The sequence below is a fragment of the Kribbella sp. NPDC054772 genome (assembly GCF_053611945.1).
In genome coordinates this window covers 47127-63324 of the sequence record NZ_JBSHBJ010000016.1, presented here as the reverse complement: position 1 = coordinate 63324, position 16198 = coordinate 47127, and the positions used below count along the sequence as shown (strand labels likewise).

At 70.5% G+C, this 16198-nt stretch carries 15 protein-coding genes; 4 read left to right on the top strand and 11 right to left on the bottom strand.

The features are described from left to right. Entirely contained in the window at positions 1-603 is a 603-nt protein-coding gene (locus ACWGID_RS24115; protein WP_452200037.1) for a hypothetical protein, read from the bottom strand. Then, the gene (locus tag ACWGID_RS24110) at positions 600-2051 is read right to left on the bottom strand and encodes an FAD-dependent monooxygenase (protein ID WP_452200035.1); all 1452 of its coding nucleotides are present in this window, start codon (positions 2049-2051) and stop codon (positions 600-602) included. The genes ACWGID_RS24115 and ACWGID_RS24110 overlap by 4 nt, the downstream gene beginning before the upstream one ends. A 91-nt stretch (positions 2052-2142) precedes the next feature. Between ACWGID_RS24110 and ACWGID_RS24105 the strand changes: the two genes are divergently transcribed. Then, positions 2143-2661: a PadR family transcriptional regulator gene (locus tag ACWGID_RS24105; protein WP_452200033.1), complete on the top strand. Its 519-nt coding sequence runs from the start codon at positions 2143-2145 to the stop codon at positions 2659-2661. On the opposite strand, the gene ACWGID_RS24100 is transcribed toward ACWGID_RS24105, so the two are convergent. From ACWGID_RS24100 to folP, 3 genes are read right to left on the bottom strand one after another with little or no spacing between them, the layout of a single operon-like run. After that, on the bottom strand, positions 2654-3337 hold the full coding sequence (locus ACWGID_RS24100) for a class III extradiol dioxygenase subunit B-like domain-containing protein (protein ID WP_452200031.1): 684 nt from the start codon (positions 3335-3337) through the stop codon (positions 2654-2656). The two genes, ACWGID_RS24105 and ACWGID_RS24100, sit on opposite strands and share 8 nt — an antisense overlap. Continuing rightward, a complete protein-coding gene (locus tag ACWGID_RS24095) occupies positions 3337-4080 on the bottom strand; it encodes a pyrimidine reductase family protein (protein WP_452200030.1) in 744 nt (247 codons plus the stop codon). Before ACWGID_RS24095 ends, ACWGID_RS24100 begins: the two co-directional genes overlap by 1 nt. Beyond that, positions 4077-4958 (bottom strand): dihydropteroate synthase, encoded by an 882-nt coding sequence (gene folP / locus ACWGID_RS24090; protein WP_452200028.1) that lies wholly within the window; start codon positions 4956-4958, stop codon positions 4077-4079. The genes ACWGID_RS24095 and folP overlap by 4 nt, the downstream gene beginning before the upstream one ends. A gap of 115 nt (positions 4959-5073) precedes the next feature. Here folP and ACWGID_RS24085 point away from each other — a divergent pair, with 115 nt between their 5' ends. Genes ACWGID_RS24085 through ACWGID_RS24075 form a run of 3 tightly spaced genes read left to right on the top strand, consistent with a single transcriptional unit; the run spans position 5074 to position 8110 of the window. Continuing rightward, positions 5074-6390 (top strand): L-fuconate dehydratase, encoded by a 1317-nt coding sequence (locus ACWGID_RS24085; protein ID WP_452200026.1) that lies wholly within the window; start codon positions 5074-5076, stop codon positions 6388-6390. Continuing rightward, positions 6387-7139, top strand: a complete 753-nt coding sequence (locus ACWGID_RS24080) for an SDR family NAD(P)-dependent oxidoreductase (protein WP_452200024.1) — start codon at positions 6387-6389, stop codon at positions 7137-7139. Before ACWGID_RS24085 ends, ACWGID_RS24080 begins: the two co-directional genes overlap by 4 nt. Next, positions 7136-8110, top strand: coding sequence for an aldo/keto reductase (locus tag ACWGID_RS24075; RefSeq protein ID WP_452200022.1), 975 nt, complete (start codon positions 7136-7138; stop codon positions 8108-8110). The genes ACWGID_RS24080 and ACWGID_RS24075 overlap by 4 nt, the downstream gene beginning before the upstream one ends. A gap of 15 nt (positions 8111-8125) precedes the next feature. Here ACWGID_RS24075 and ACWGID_RS24070 read toward each other — a convergent pair whose 3' ends face one another. From ACWGID_RS24070 to ACWGID_RS24045, 6 genes are all read right to left on the bottom strand, one after another. Continuing rightward, on the bottom strand, positions 8126-9658 hold the full coding sequence (locus ACWGID_RS24070) for a PucR family transcriptional regulator (RefSeq protein ID WP_452200020.1): 1533 nt from the start codon (positions 9656-9658) through the stop codon (positions 8126-8128). A gap of 19 nt (positions 9659-9677) precedes the next feature. Beyond that, positions 9678-10748 (bottom strand): DUF917 domain-containing protein, encoded by a 1071-nt coding sequence (locus tag ACWGID_RS24065; RefSeq protein ID WP_452200018.1) that lies wholly within the window; start codon positions 10746-10748, stop codon positions 9678-9680. 171 nt (positions 10749-10919) lie between these two features. Next, a complete protein-coding gene (locus tag ACWGID_RS24060) occupies positions 10920-12035 on the bottom strand; it encodes a DUF917 domain-containing protein (protein ID WP_452200016.1) in 1116 nt (371 codons plus the stop codon). Further along, a complete protein-coding gene (locus ACWGID_RS24055; protein ID WP_452200015.1) occupies positions 12032-13105 on the bottom strand; it encodes a DUF917 domain-containing protein in 1074 nt (357 codons plus the stop codon). Before ACWGID_RS24055 ends, ACWGID_RS24060 begins: the two co-directional genes overlap by 4 nt. Positions 13106-13214: 109 nt before the next feature. Beyond that, complete coding sequence (locus tag ACWGID_RS24050; protein WP_452200013.1) at positions 13215-14774, bottom strand: hydantoinase/oxoprolinase N-terminal domain-containing protein; 1560 nt, start codon at positions 14772-14774, stop codon at positions 13215-13217. 43 nt (positions 14775-14817) lie between these two features. Next, positions 14818-16164 (bottom strand): purine-cytosine permease family protein, encoded by a 1347-nt coding sequence (locus ACWGID_RS24045; protein WP_452200011.1) that lies wholly within the window; start codon positions 16162-16164, stop codon positions 14818-14820. Positions 16165-16198 lie beyond the last annotated feature (34 nt).

The following is a 16198-nucleotide window of genomic DNA, read 5'->3' as shown; positions in this document are numbered from 1 at the left end:
CTACGCTTGTTCCTCACGCTCCAGCGCCCGCACCAGCGCCTCGAACCCGGCCTCGATCCCGTCCGCGTCGCCACTCGTGCGCCACTCGATCAGGAATCCGCGCAACGTCGCGAGGACCAACTCCGCCACCTCACGCTTCCGCGCCTCCGGCCAGCTCGCCGGACAGATCGACAGCAGCGCCGGCAGGTACTGGCGTGACGCGGACCGCGCGAGGTCGGCGTACCGGCCGGCGTCGTACATCGCGAGCCCGATCGCCTGGTCGAGAACCCACGACTCGGCTCCGATCAGCGTCGGCCACATCGACCGCACCCGATCCGCCAACGTTCGCTCCGCCGCCCCACCCGTCGCCGCCTCGAGCGCCCGCGTGATGCGCCGCTCGCGCAACTGCAGGACCGCCTGCGTGAGCAGGTCCTCGGTTCCCTCGAAGTGGTACAGCAGCACCTTGTGCGTCGTACCGGCCGCTTTCGCCGCGCGCCGGAGCGAGAAGTCGACGAGCCCGTTCGTCCCGAGCTCGTCCGCGACCTTGTCCAGCAGATCCTTGCGCCGCGCCTCTCCGCGCGGTGACTTCGCCGACCGTCGATACCCCGTGCGTTCCTCAGTCACCCGGCCAGTATCAGTGACGCGGTCCACGTCCGCAGGTACTTCGTCAGCTCGGCAGCGTCATCGGTGATCGCAGCGACGTACCCGTCCGGCCGGATCAGCACGTACCCCGACCGCGGGTAACTGTTGCCCTCGACATCGATCGCGACCGCGCCGTCGACTGCCGGAACCCCGATCGCCAGCAGCGTGAACCGCCGCTCGCGGAACAGGTCGAACAGCCGCACCGCCCGCCCGTCGGCCGTCCGCCCGATCCCGTCCGGCGCGGTATCACCGGGCCGCAGCCCACGCCGCCGCTTACCCGGAACGGTCAGCGGCGACTCGTGGTACCGCGGGTGATCGTTGCGGCCGCGCTTGTTCATGCCGGCCAGGAACCGCTTCACGATGTGCGGCAGGATCGGCCGCAGGAACCGCGGCGGCGTGGTCGCCGACGCGAACCGGCGGTCACTCTCCTCGAGGATCGCCCGCCCGACCGGCAGCCGTTCCTCCTCGTAGGTGTCGAGCAGTGCCTCCGGCGCGCCCCGCAGTACCAGCGCCAACTTCCACGCGAGGTTGTACGCGTCCTGTACGCCGGTGTTCAGCCCGAACGCCCCGAACGGACTGTGCACGTGCGCCGCATCACCCGCCAGAAACACTCGCCCGACCCGGTACCGCGACGCCATCCGCAGGCTGTACCGCCACACCGACAGCCAGCGCGGGTTACTCACCCGCAGCGTGTCGATCCCACTGCGCTCCACCACCGCGCGCTGCAACCACTCCAGCGACGGCTCCTCGTCCGCGCCGATCGACGCGATCGCCTGCCACGACTCCCCCTCGCGGTACGGCCGCAACGCCAGCATCTGCTGATTCCCACCCCAGATGTGAACGGCGTGATCCGGCAACCCGGTCACGTCGACGTCGGCCAGCAACGCCCGGGCATCCTCCTCGGTCCGCCCGTCGAAGGCGATCCCGAGCGCCTTCCGCACCGAACTTCGGCCCCCGTCGCACCCCACGAGGTACGCCGCTCGCTCCTGCGTACCGTCCTCGAACGTCACCACCACCGAGGAGCCCTCGTCGACGAACCCGGTGACCGTCGTACCGAACTCCACCGAAACGCCGCGGCGCTCGAGCCCGTCGCGGAGGATCTGCTCGGTGCGCCACTGCGGCAGCGACACGTAGTTCGGGAACGGTCTGGCCGGCGTCGGCGGATCGGGCTCGATCGTGAAGTCCGCGAGCAAGGCGCCGCCGAGATGCACCTTGGTCCGCCCGTTGGTCCCGGTCGCGGCGACGAACTCATCCGCGACGCCGAAGCTCTCGAAGATCTCCAGCGTGCGCGGCTTGATCCCGAACCCGCGCGATCCCGGCTGCGGGCCCGGCGACCGGTCGACGATCCGCACCGAGAGTCCCCACCGGCTCAGCTCCGTCGCCACCGTCAGCCCGGTCGGCCCGGCTCCCACCACCAGCACATCCACCATCGGTCGGCTCCCCTCAGCTCATCGTGAGGTCACCACATTAATGTCAACTTGTACATGTCAACAATGACATGTGTCATGGTACGGTCGCGGCATGTCGTTGCGTCACGGCCTGCTCGGTCTGCTCGACCAGGCGCCGGCCACCGGGTACGAGCTGACCAAGTCGTTCGAGGAGATCAGCCAGTGGGCCTGGCACGCCTCGCACAGCCACATCTATCCGGAGCTCCGCAAGATGCTGGACGCCGGACTGATCGAGGTCGTCGACGAGCAGTCCCGGAACCGGAAGCGGTACGGCATCACGCCGGCCGGCCGCGACGAACTGCGACGCTGGATGCTCGAACCGACCGACGAGGTGGTCCGCAGCGGCGCCGCCCTCCGCCTGTTCCTGGTCGGCTCACTCGAACCGGACGAGGCGCGCGCGTTCTTGCAGCAGACCATCGACCAGACCGAACGCCGCCTGGAAGCCCTGGAAGCGCAGATCGAGGAGGCCGGCCCGGAGTGGCGCGCCGACCCGCTGGCCTTCGGCCGCCTCGCCGCCGAACGCGGCCGCCACATGCTCCCCGCCCTCCGCGACTGGGCGAAATGGGGCCTGGAGCAGCTCGAATCTAAGTGAAGCTCGCGGCGAAGTAGCCCACGCCGTACGGCGCTGCGTCGTACAGCAGCTGGCCCGTCAGGCCGGTGGCTTGCAGTGCGCCGGCCAGGACCTGCCAGGGTCCGCGGCCGGCCGCTTGGAGGACGGTCGCGAGATCGGGATCCAGCGCGGCGAGCACCTCGAGATCCGTTTCCTGCAAGGCCTTGGCGACTGTTGCGTCGAAGATCTCGGCGCGTGGATGCAGGTGCACCGGCGCGTGGTCGCTGCGCCGGGCCGAGCCGTCGCCCATCACCAGCAGACCCACCCGATCGCCTGCGGCGATCTCCCTGCCGATCTCCAGACACCGCGTCGGCGTCTCGTCCGCGGCGACTGCGACGTACGTCCGCGGCACCCCGGCGGCTTTGGACTGTTCGAGCAGCCAACCGCCGACCGTCAACGACAGCGGCAGGACGGGCGCGCCGGTCCCGATCCGCACCTCCGGCGCACCGTACGGGCCGAACGAGCCGCCCGCGTCGGCGTCGTACGTTGCCGCTGCGGGCGCCGAGCCGACGACGATCAGGCTGGAGACGTCCGCGAAGGCATCGACCGCCGTCAGGCAGGCGGCGCGCAGTGGATCGAGTTCCGGCGCGGCACCGAAGGCGAGCTCGGGCACGATGATCGGCGGGTGCGGACAGACGGCCGCTGCGACGACTGGCACTAGCGCGGCTCCCGACCGTGCCGCAGGAACAGGAACCCGTCCTCCGTGGAGAGGACGTGCAGCAACGACAACGCCCGTGCCTCGGTGGCCGCCAGACCGTCGGTGATCCGGCGCGCTCCCGGGCCGGCGAGCAGCGGCGACACGGTCAGGCACAGCTCGTCGACCAGGTCGGCATCGGTGAGCGAACCCAGCAGGTGCGGACCGCCCTCACAGAGGATCTGCGTCAGGCCACGCTCGCGTAGCGCATCCACGGCCGCGGTCAGGTCGACGGCGTCGTCGCCGCACACCAGCACGTCCGCGACCTCAGCAAGGGCGTCGCGCTGATCTTCCGGAGACGCCGCGCACGTTATGACGATCGGCCGCGTCGGCGCCTCGGTGAAGACCGGACTGTCGGCCGCCAGCTCGAGGCGTGCACTGACGACCGCGAGGGTGGGGTTCTCGGGCCATCCGTGATCCGCACGCCAGGCCCGCCGCTTCGCGCCGAGGCGCAGACCGCCGTACCCCTCCGCGCGCAGCGTGCCGGCGCCGACCAGGACGACGTCGGCGAGCATCCGGAGCCGGCCGAGCATGTTCTGGTCGTCCTCGCTGGACAGACCACCGGACAGGCCTTCGAGGGTTACCGCGCCGTCGAGGCTGGTGACGAAGTTGGCCCGCAGCCGGAGAACGGAGCGGTCGGCCACGGTATAGGCGGCGATCAGCTCGTCCTCGGTGAGCTCGGTCCCGGCGGCACGGTCGTGGATCACACCAGACTCCTTCGGGTGTACGCGGGGGTCGCGGTGTTCTGCAGTACGGCGACCAGGTCGAGCGCCTGCCGGACACCGGCGACGTCGTGGACCCGGAACACCCGGGCGCCGAGCCACGCCGCGACGCTCACCGCGGCCAGCGTCGCCGGACCGCGGCGGCCGGACGGCAGGTCCAGCGTCTCGCCGAGGAAGTCCTTGTTCGACATCGCCATCAGCACCGGCCAGCCGGTCGCCGCGAGTTCGTCGGCCCGGCGGGTCACCTCGAGCGAGTGCAGGGTGTTCTTCCCGAAGTCGTGCGTCGGGTCGATGACGATGCCGTCCGCGCGGACGCCGGCCGCGATCGCCCGCTCCGCCAGCGCGGTGGTCGTCCGGATCACGTCCGCGACCACGTCGTCGTACGCCATCCGGTGCGGGTCGGTGCGCGGTTTGAGACCGCCGACGTGACTGCAGACCAGGCCCGCGCCGACCTCGCCGGCCGCTCCAGCGAGCTCGGGATCGTGACCGGACCAGGTGTCGTTGATCAGGTTCGCGCCGGCCGCGCCGACCCGACGGGCGACGCCGCTACGGTACGTGTCCACGCTGATCAGGAGTTCCGGGTGCCGCTCCCGCACCGTGGCGACGAAATCGACCGTCCGGCGCAGTTCCTCCGCCTCGTCGACGGGCTCGCCGTACCCGGCCTTGACGCCGCCGATGTCGACCAGATCCGCACCGTCGGCGACCGCCTGGTCGATCGCGCTGAGGGCCGCCTCGGTCGCGTACGTCGCGCCGCCGTCGAAGAACGAGTCCGGGGTCCGGTTCACGATCGCCATCACGGCGAACTCACCCACCCCGAACGACCGGCTGCCCAGCCGGAGTACCCCGTCACGCTCGTCCGCCACAGCCCCGACTCTATCCGGGCGGCTGTCCGCCGACCGGCCACCGCTGCCCAAATCGCCACATATCCTATAGGATTCCTCGCGACAGTCCCGCCCACCGCAGCAGATCGGGTCCTCGATGCCACGATTCACCGAGTTCGAGACGTACGACGTCCGCTTCCCCACGTCCCTGGACCTTGACGGCTCGGACGCGATGAACACGGACCCGGACTACTCCGCGGCGTACGTCATCCTGCGCACCGACGCCGGCGACGGGCTGGAGGGGCACGGGTTCGCGTTCACCATCGGGCGCGGCAACGACATCCAGACGACCGCGATCGAGGCACTCCGCGACCACGTCGTCGGGCTCGACCTGGACGCGACGCTGAACGACCTCGGCGGGTTCTGGAAGTCGCTCGTGCACGACTCGCAGCTGCGCTGGCTGGGCCCCGAGAAGGGCGTCATGCACATGGCGATCGGCGCGGTCGTCAACGCGGTGTGGGACCTCGCCGCCAAGCGGGCCGGCGTACCGCTGTGGAAGCTGCTGTCCGACCTGACGCCGGAGCAGATCGTCGACCTGGTCGACTTCCGGTACCTGACCGACGCGCTCACCCCCGACGAGGCGCTGGACATCCTCCGGTCGGCGAAGGCCGGGCGTGCGGAGCGCGAGGCGGTACTGCGCGAGCGCGGGTACCCGGCGTACACGACGACGCCCGGCTGGCTCGGGTACGACGACGCGAAGCTGGTCCGGCTCTGTCACGAGGCGGTCGCCGAGGGGTTCACCCAGATCAAGCTGAAGGTCGGCGCCGACCTGGACGACGACATCCGCCGGATGCGGCTGGCCCGCGAGGCGGTCGGCCCGGACATCCGGATCGCGATCGACGCGAACCAGCGCTGGGACGTCGCCGACGCGGTCCGCTGGGTCGAGGCGCTGGCGCCGTACGACGTGTGGTGGGTCGAGGAACCGACCAGCCCGGACGACATCCTCGGGCACGCGGCCATCGCGCGCGCCATCGCACCGATCCGCGTCGCGACCGGCGAGCACGTGCAGAACCGGGTCGTGTTCAAGCAGTTGCTGCAGGCCGAGGCGCTGTCCGTGCTGCAGCTCGACTCCGCGCGGGTCGCCGGCGTGAACGAGAACATCGCGATCCTGCTGCTGGCCGCGAAGTTCGGCGTACCGGTGTGCCCGCACGCGGGTGGGGTAGGACTGTGTGAGCTGGTCCAGCACCTGTCGATGTTCGACTACGTGGCGGTCAGCGGAACACTGGACGACCGGGTGATCGAGTACGTCGACCACCTGCACGAGCACTTCCTGGACCCGGTCGTGATCCGGGACGGGCACTACGTGGCGCCGGTGCGGCCGGGGTTCGGCGCCGAGATGGACGCTGAGACCCTGACCGACTTCCGGTATCCGACCGGCAAGATCTGGACCGATCTGAACAAGGAGCACAAGTGACCGATTTCGACGGCCTGCGCGCAGTAGTCACCGGCGGCGCTTCGGGCATCGGCCTCGCCGCCGCCTCGCTGCTCGCCGCCCGCGGCGCCCGGGTGGTCGTCTTCGACCTGAAGCCGGAGGTCGACGAGCCGCTGACCGGGATCGCCGCCGACGTCACCGACGACGGCTCGGTCCGGGACGCGGTCGCCGCCGCGGCGCTGCAGCTCGGCGGGATCGACATCGTGGTGAACAACGCCGGCATCGGCGCCCAGGGCACGGTCGCCGCGAACGACGACGACGAGTGGCACCGGGTGCTGGACGTGAACGTCGTCGGGATCGCCCGGGTGACCCGCGCCGCGCTGCCGTACCTGCGCAAGTCGGACGCCGCCGCGATCGTCAACACCTGCTCGATCGCCGCCACCGCGGGCCTGCCGAACCGGGCGCTGTACTCCGCGAGCAAGGGCGCCGTACTGGCCCTGACGATGGCGATGGCCGCCGACCACGTTCGCGAGGGGATCCGGGTGAACTGCGTGAACCCGGGGACCGCGGACACCCCGTGGGTCGGCCGGCTGCTGGACGTCGCGTCGAACCCGGAGGCCGAGCGGGCCGCGCTCGAGGCCCGGCAGCCGATGGGCCGGCTGGTGTCCGCCGACGAGGTCGCCACCGCGATCGCGTACCTGGCCAGCCCGCTGTCGGGGTCGACCACGGGGACCGCGCTGGCAGTGGACGGCGGGATGCAGAACCTGCGGCTCCCGGCGGCCGGGAAATGACGTCGCGGTTCACGCTCTTCCCGGACGGCCAACGGGTCGGACTCGGCGGCGCCCCGCTCGGCAACCTGCTCGGCGAGGTGAGTGACGCCGAGGCGACCGCGGCCGTGAACGCCGCCTGGGACGAGGGCTGGCGGTACTTCGACACCGCGCCGCACTACGGTCTCGGGCTCGCCGAGGAGCGGCTCGGGGTCGCGCTGCGGGACAAGCCGCGGGACTCCTATGTCCTGTCCAGCAAGGTCGGGCGGATCATCTACTCCTCGGACACGGCGGCCACTGATGACGAGGGCTTCGACATCAATACGACGCGGCGCCGGCGCTGGGACTTCTCCCGGGACGGTGTACTGCGGAGCATCGAGGACTCGCTGCGCCGGATCGGGACCGACCGGCTGGACGTCGTGTTCGTGCACGACCCGGACGATCACTACGAGGAGGCGGTCGCGACCGCGTTCCCGACGCTGGTCGAGCTTCGGGACCAGGGCGTGATCCGGGCGATCGGGTCGGGGATGAACCAGACGGCGATGCTGACCCGGTTCGTGCGCGAGGTCGACATCGACGTGATCATGCTGGCCGGCCGGTACACGCTGATCGATCCGGACGGTCTGGACGACGTACTGCCGGCTTGTGTCGAGAACGACGTACAGGTGGTTGCTGTCGGCGTTTTCAACTCCGGTCTGATGTCGCAGCCCCGTCCGGCGGCCGGCGCCACGTTCAACTACGAGCCTGCCGCGCAGTCCCTGCTGGACAAGGCGAACAAGCTCGCGGACCTGTGCGAGGCCCACAACACCACGCTGCCTGCTGCGGCGCTGGCGTTCCCTCTCGCACATCCGGCCGTCGCAGGAATCGCGGTCGGTTGCCGCACACCCGAAGAGGTTCACACGAACGCGACACTGGCCCGCACCGAGGTCCCGGCCGCTCTGTGGTCGGACCTGAAGTCGTCGGGCCTGCTTCGCGAAGACGCACCCACGCCGTAGGAGCTGCCTCTCCTCCTACTCCGTCCGCGTAGTGCGGGACGCCAAGTGGAGGGCGAGGCGCTCGTCGGGGTTCGTGAGGTCTACGCCGAGTAGATGCTGGATCTTGGCGATGCGGGCAGCTGCGGTGTTGCGGTGGATGCCTAGTACTGCCGCGGTCTCGGCGAGAGACGACTCGGTGTCCAGATAGACCGCCAGCGTAGTGACCAGGTCACCGGGCTGGTCCTTGATCGGGGCGAGGAGAGCCTGCGCGGCGGGCTGGAACGTGTCGGTGCGTGTCCAGGCCAGCAGCAGCTGCGCCAAGCCCAAACGATCCACATGCAGGAAGCGACCGGTCTCCGCACGACCACGGGCCAGACCGGCCGCGTCACCTGCCTCGGCGAGGGTCGTGGCGATTCCACTCGGACCAGGCTGCACCCGACCGACACCGACGTACGCGTCGACCGTCGGGACCAGACGGCGCTGCACCCGGCGGATGGCGGCCGCCTGCTCCTGTACCTCGGTCGCCGTCGGCTCACTGACCGCGGTGATCCACGCCGACCAGCCCTCCCCCTGCTCGACCACGACGGCCCGCAGCCCCTCCGCGTCGAACGCCTCCACCACATCGCCCCAGCGGCCGGCGACATCTACCGGACCGTCGGCACCGATCCGGATCCCCGTGTGCCAGCCGTCGAGCTGCCAGCCCAGATCGACCGCACGCCGCCGCGTCGCCTCCGAAGGCTCGCCGTGCAGCAGCTCACCGAGGAGCGACGTACGTTGCCGCGCGTCTCGCTCCAGTTCCAACCGCCGCAGTACCAACTGCTCCCCCACGGCCGGTGCGACGACGCTGAGCACCTCAGGTACGGCGGCAACCTCGGCAGGCACCACGCCGGGCAACCGAGCCACCAACCAACACACCGGCCCGACGCTGAGCACGGCCACCGCGATCAGCACCGCACCACTCGGCAAATCAACCCGGTACGGCGCCGCCCACGCGACGGGCACCCGTGGCAGTGCAGCGACCAACGCAGCCCGATCAATCGACTCCAACGGCTCACCGGCGAGCGTGCCACCGTCAGCTCCAGCCAACGTGATCGGCCGACTCAGTACGCCGGATGTCGTCCGCAGTACCGAGGTCAGATCAGCGTCTGCTCGTCGCAGTGCCGACACGGCCCGCAGTACCAGATCCGATCGCACCACTTCGGGCTCGCTGGTGACGCGCCGCAGATGCTCATGCGCCGCCAGCGGATCCGGACAGCCCAGCACCGGCAGCTGCAGACGTTCTGCCAGCAGCTGCGCTCCACGCCCCAACGGCTCCACTCCGGCCAGCAACAACGCGGCAGCCCGCGCTGCGGCCGCCCGACTGATCAGGGCGTCGATCCGCCAGTCGGTGTGGTCATTTGCGAGCAATACGACGAGCATCTGCCCGTCCATGCGTTCCGGGTGCTCAGACACCTCCAGCACAACCCGGGACCCGATCAGCCGCGGCCCCGGATCCGTGGGACCACCCAGCACCACCACCTCCCGCCAACCGGGTGAGGTGAGCATCGCCACCAGCGTGGGGCCGGTCATCACGACTCCCGTGAACGAGTCATGAGGCCTCCAGCAGGCGCGGGTCGCAGCCGAGTCCGAACGCCCGCGGGCCGACATGCGTGATGCGGTCCGGGCGGCGCCACCAGGTCGGTCCGGGGAGTGCGAGGACCAGCACCTCGTCGCCAGTACGCACCGCGTCCACGGCGATCGGCTGCAGGGTACGGCGGTCCAGTACGCACAGCAGGTCCGGCGTACTGACAACCGGCGTGCCGTCGACGAGTGCCAGGAGGTACTCGTTCTCGGTCTCGATCCGGATCACCGCCCGGCTGCCGGAGTCGACCACGCAGACGCTCCCCCGACCGAACGCAGCCCCACCGTCGGTGATCAGGCGCCGGGCGACCTCGTCGACCCGACCACTCGCCAGCACCCGGCCACCGAGGTCAGTGGCGATGACAGCCGGCGTCGCACCGGGATCCAGGGCGGCGTGGGCGCGACCGAGCGTCAGAGCCCGCGTCAGACTTCCCTCCACCGCATCCGCCGTCGCAGCGTCCACTGCGGTGGGCGCCAACGCCAGCACCGCCCACCCACCGGTCTCCGCGACGAAGCTGCGGACAGCGCGTTCCAGACCGGCCGCGTCGACGTTGTCGACCACGATCACCTGCCCACTCGGCTCACTGAGCGCGCACGGCGTCAGCGACCGTCCCGCCACCGCCCACGAGAACTGGTCGAGCCGCGGCAGCGCCCGACCCATCAGGTCGGCATCCACCACCGGGAGGTCCAGATCGAGCGCGGCGATCAGCGGAGTCAGCCCGTTGAGCCCACCGGCCTCCAGCGACATCAGTCCGGTCACTTCCGCACCGGTCCACCGGCTGACCGCCCGGACCGCCGTCTCGAACTCGCCACCGCTCGGCAGCTTCTCCATCAAGACGCTGGTCGCACCGACCACGCCGATGGGGCTGACCGACACACCGGGTACGTCGGCCGCGTCCCGCAGTACCAGCTCGCCCGCGCCGAGGCGGCGTCGCAGCATCCGGCCGAACGCACCGGTGTCACCGCCACCGCCGGAACCGAGCAGCGTGACGCCGACGACCAGCGCCTCCAGATCCTGCTCCCGCACGACCGTGCTCATGAGCTGATCCTGCCACCGCGGACCTGCAGCACTCATCAACCGCGCCAATTCGGCCCGGCCGACCGCTGCTCAGGCGTGGAGCGCCCGCAGCGCCCGAGGTTGATGAGTGCTGGACGTCCGGGGTGGAGCCCCGGCCCACCGCGGAGGGGTTTCAGCACGGTGGGCCGAGGGTCAGGGGGTGGCGACCAGGTTGTCGCTGCGCAGCTCCACCGGGCTGAACTCGACGTCGAGCCCGAAGCAGGACGGTCCGAACACCGCGAGCGCCTCGGGCGTGCGCATCAGGTCCGGGGTGGAGATGCCGACCACGGTCACCCGCTGGCCGTACCGCAGTCCTTCGGTGGTGATCGGTTCGGCGGTGTCGGCTTCGAGCACGCAGATCAGGTCCGGGACCGTGCAGACGATCTCACCGTCGACGACCGCGAGCAGGTTCTCGTTCTGGAACCGCAGCTCCAGCTCCGACGAGCCGTCGTACGTCGTGAACCGGGCCCGGCCGCGCGCGAACCCCTCGACGGTACGCCGCTCGACATCGATCACCTTGCCGCGGAACAGCACCCGCAACTCGTTGTACAGCGTCGGCGCCAGCGCGGCCCGCACCGCCTCGATCGGATCCTCGTGCGCCGCCCGCGCCTCGCGCACAGCCCGCCCGATCGACAGCCCGAGCGACAAAGTCCGCGGTACGGCGGTCCGCTTCACGTCGGCGCCCGTCATCGAGTACTCCGCGATGTGCGCGACCCCGCCGAGCCGGATGGTGATGCCGCGGGCCAGCCACTCCATCTGCTTGTTGTCGGTGGCGGTGTCGATCACCACGGTCTCGTCGTGCTCGCCGGCGATCGCCATCGGGGACCCGGGCACGCCGTACACCGAGAAGGTCTCCATCTGGAGCTCGGGGAACGCCCGTCCCATGCCGTCGGCGTCGACGACGGGCAGACCGGTCCGGGCCGCGACGAGCAGCGGGATCATCGAGTTGATCCCACCGCACTCGATCGGCATCGTCGCGTCGGCCGTTCGCCCGAGATGTTTCTCGAGCGCCCGGAGCGCGCCGACCGGTTCGCTGCCGCGCGGGATCTTCTCCACGATCACCGTCGGCGCGCCCATCTGCGCGGTCGGGATCACGAACGCGTCGTCGTCCAGCTCGTCGGGATCGAGGACCGTGATCGGTCCGTGTTCCCGGATCGCCTGCTCCACCAGCAGCCGCCCGATCAGCGGATCACCGCCACCACCGGTCCCGAGGATCGCCGCGCCGCGAGCGAGGTCCCTCAGGTGCTCGATGCCGAGTTGCCAGCTCATACGGTCTCCAAGGCGCGGATCGGGTCCAGGTCGTAGCCGAAGTACCGCGGGCCGACCAGCTCGATGCCGGCCGGCGAGTGCCAGCGTTCGTCGGCGGGGGCGGCGAGCACGCTGACGCGGTGGCCGTAGCGCAGCGCCTCGGTGGTGATCGGTTCACCGGACTCGGTGTCGAGCACGATGATCAGGTCCGGCGTGGTCACCACCGCCGTACCGTCGAGCTCGGCGACCAGGTGCTCGTTCTGGAACCGCAGCACCATCAGCCGGCCGTGCGACGCGTCCAGCCCGTCGACTGCCGCGTCACCCCGGGCGAAGCCGGTCGTCGTACGGCGTTGCACGTCGACGACCTTGCCTACGTGCAGCAGCCGCCCACCGAGCTCGTCGACCACGGCCGCGACCGGGTCGGAGTGCGTCCGCTGCGCCTGCTCGATCGCGCGGCCGATCGTGACGCACTTGCTGAGCGTCCCCTCGACGAACGACCCGCGCACCTCGGTGCCGGTCATCGCGTAGAGCGAGACGATCGCCGAGCAGCCCATGTCGATGGTCGCCGACCGCGCGAGCCGCTCGGCCCACTCGTTCGTGACCGTGTCGAACACGCCACGGTTGCCCTTCTCGTCGACGATCGCCATCGGCGTCGCCTCGATCCCGGCGAGCGTCGGCAGCACCATCTGCAGCTCGGGGAACGCGCGGCCCATCCCGTCACCGTCCACCAGCCGCAGCCCGAGCTGCGCCGCGGCGATCACCGGGACGGTCGAGTTCACCCCGCCGGCCTCGATACAGGCCAGGTGGGTCGGCGTCTTCCCGACGTACTTCGCCAGCGTCTGCACGGCGACCGAGATCTGGTCGGCCGACGGGAGCTTCTCGATCATTACGGTCGGCGCGCCCATCATCGCCACCGGCAGCACGCACGCGTCGTCCGGAAGGTCGCCGACGGCAACGATCTCGACCGGTCCGTGCTCCCGCAGCGCCTGCTCCGCCAGCAACCGTCCGATGTGCGGATCGCCGCCACCCCCGGTGCCCAGCACGGCGGCGCCGCGAGCGAGCGCGCCCAGGTCCTCAGCCCGCAGCTTCATCGCCACCACTCCACCCCGGACGCCCAGCCCATCACAATCGCGGACTCCGCCACGCGCCCCGCGTAGGCGATCGCCGAACAAGGGATTGTGATGGCCTGCAGATCCGCGCTCATCGGGTCTCTCCCAGTCGCAGGTCGCCGACCGCCTTGCAGCGGATCCGGGTCGCGTTGCCGGGCAGGTACGGGATCGGGACCTCGTCGAAGTCGACGATCCGCACCGCGGCGGGGTCGGCACCGGCCGCGACCGCCCGATCGACGGCCTCCTGCCGTGCCTCGTCCACGACCGCATCCCGGCGGCCCGGGTCGATCGCGTACACCCGGTCCACCTCGCCGCCGACCTGCGCGATCGCCGCGCCGATCGCGTTCGCCACCGCGAAGTTCTCCGGCCGATGTACGGCGAGACTCCCCGGCAGATCGTCCGGGAGCAGGATCGAGCCACCACCGACCGCCACCACCGGCAGCGGGTCAGGCGACGTCCGCATCCGCTCGACCGCGTCCGCGATATCCGCGGCGACCCGGGCCAACGCGGCCTTCACCAGCGTCGGATCGAGGTCCGCGACAGCGTCCGTGGAACCGACCTCGGCACGCCCGGCCGCGACCGCGATGTCCGTCGCGGTCAGCGTCTTGCCGCCGAAGACCAGCGCTTCCTCGGTCAAGCGATACCCGACCGACCGCGGACCCACCGACACGTGACCGTTGCTCTCGGCCACCAAGCTGCCACCGCCGATCCCGATGCTCAGCACGTCGGGCATCCGGAAGTTCGTCCGGACGCCGGCCACGTCGACCTCGGTGGTAGCCTCCCGCGGGAACCCGTGCGTGAGGACGCCGACGTCACTCGTCGTACCGCCGACGTCGACCACGGCGCAGGTGTCCAGGCCGGACAGCAGCGCCGCGCCGCGCATCGAGTTCGTCGGACCGGACGCGAACGTGGCGACCGGGTACCTGCGGGCGAAGTCGACGTCCATCAGCGTGCCGTCGTTCTGGCTGAGGTAGAGCGGTGCGGAGATCCCGTGACCCTCGACGGCGCTGGCCAGTCCATCGACGATCGAAGCGGCGAGTTCGCGGAGCGCGGCGTTGATGATCGTCGCGTTCTCCCGCTCCAGCAGACCGATCCGGCCGATCTCGTGGGACAGCGAGATCGCCACGTCGTCACCGAGCTCGGAGCGCAGGATCTCGGCCGCGCGGAGCTCGAACTCGTTGCTCACCGGCGAGAACACCGACGAGATCGCCACCGAGCGGACGCCGTGCGCGACCATGTCGCCCGCGTGCCGGCGCAGCTCGTCCTCGTCCAGCTCGGCGATGTGCCGGCCGTCGAACTCGTGCCCGCCGTGCGCCAGGTAGCTGCGTCCACTGATCGCCTCGACCAACCGCTCCGGCCAGTCCACCAGCGGCGGCAGCGACGCGGTCGCCGGCAGTCCGAGCCGCAGCGCCGCGGTCGGCGCCAGCCGCCGGGCCTCGATCAGCGCGTTGATGAAGTGCGTGGTGCCGATCATCACGGCCTGCACCTGCGCCGGGTCGAAGGATCGCTCCGCCTGCAACCGGTCCAGGGTGTCGATGATGCCGGCGGTCACGTCCGCACTGGTCGCCGACTTGTTCGCCGCCAGCACGGTGGTGCCGTCCAGCAGCACGGCGTCGGTGTTGGTGCCACCGACATCGATGCCGATACGCATTCCAGATCCTCCCGTTGAGTGCCTGAGCTGGGATGTGAGGTTGTCAGTTGGTCGCCGGTACGGCGTTCACGCCGGCCGGCTCGCTGTCCATCGTGCGGCTGGTCCCGACCCCGCGGACCAGGCCGAGCTTCCCGGCGACGACGTACGCGCCGAAGCCGACGATCAGCGAGTTGATGCTCGGCAGGCCCCAGCCGACGTACTTGCCGATCAGGGCGGCGCCGATCCAGATCACGATCGTGGCCGGCACCCAGGTCGGCGCGGTCGCGGGGAGCGCGCCCTCGGCGCGGGTCGCGTCCAACTCGGGGCGCCAGCGCTTCACCACGAAGTACTCCGCGACCATGATCCCGGCGATCGGCGGGAACGCGACGCCGAGGACGATCAGGAAGTCGGTGAACTTGTCCAGGATTCCACCGGCCGCGAGCACGCTGCCGGCGACGCCGACCACCAGCGTGACGACGGCCCGGTTGACGTGCCGGCCGAAGACGGTGCCGATGAAGTTCACGATGCCGAGGCCGGAGCTGTACAGGTTCCAGTCGTTGATCTTGATCGTGCCGAGGATGATCACCAGCGTGCCGACCCAGCCGACCGACGAGGTGACGATGGTGATCACGTTGGCCGAACCAACGGCATGCGCGAGCAGTACGCCGACCAGGCCGATCACGTACTCGCCGAGGGTGATGCCGAGGACGGTCTGCTTGACCACGTCGCCGACGCTGCGGTTGAAGCGGGTCATGTCCGGCGTGATCACCGCACCGACGATGAAGCCGCCGGCGACCAGCGTCGTCCCCTGCAGCAGGCTCAGGTGCGGACCGGGCGGGGCCGAGTTCACCAGCGAGCCGAGGCTGTGGTCGGACAACTCGCTGATGATCGACCAGCCGACCAGGACCAGGAAGGCCGGGACGGTCACGTACGCGACCCAGGCCATCGAGTGGAAGCCGCGGAGCACGACGAGCGTCACTGCGAGACCGAAGACGAGCGACCAGCCCCAGGTCGGGAGGATGCCGACCAGCTGGCTCAGACCGGCCGCGGACACCGCGGACTGGATCCCGAACCACCCGATCAGGCTGATCCCGATCGCGAGGCCGATCAGCGACGAGCCGGCCTGGCCGAAACCGGTCCAGCGCGCGATCACCGAGGTCTGCAGGCCCTCACGGGCACCGATGACACCGATCAGGATCGCGACCAGCTCGAGGATCACAGCGCCGAGCGTGAGGGCCCAGAACGCGGTCCAGAAACTCATCCCGAACCCGAGCGTCGCGCCGAGCAGGAACTGACTCAGCGCCGAGATCTGGCCGAACCGCTGGGTCGCGACGGACCACCACGAGTACCTCGCCTGTTCCGGGACCCGGGCAAGCGCGTAGTCGTCGGCACCAACAGATGAACCGGCCATGGGAGGACCTCCAGCCCTGGGATTTCATCGAAAG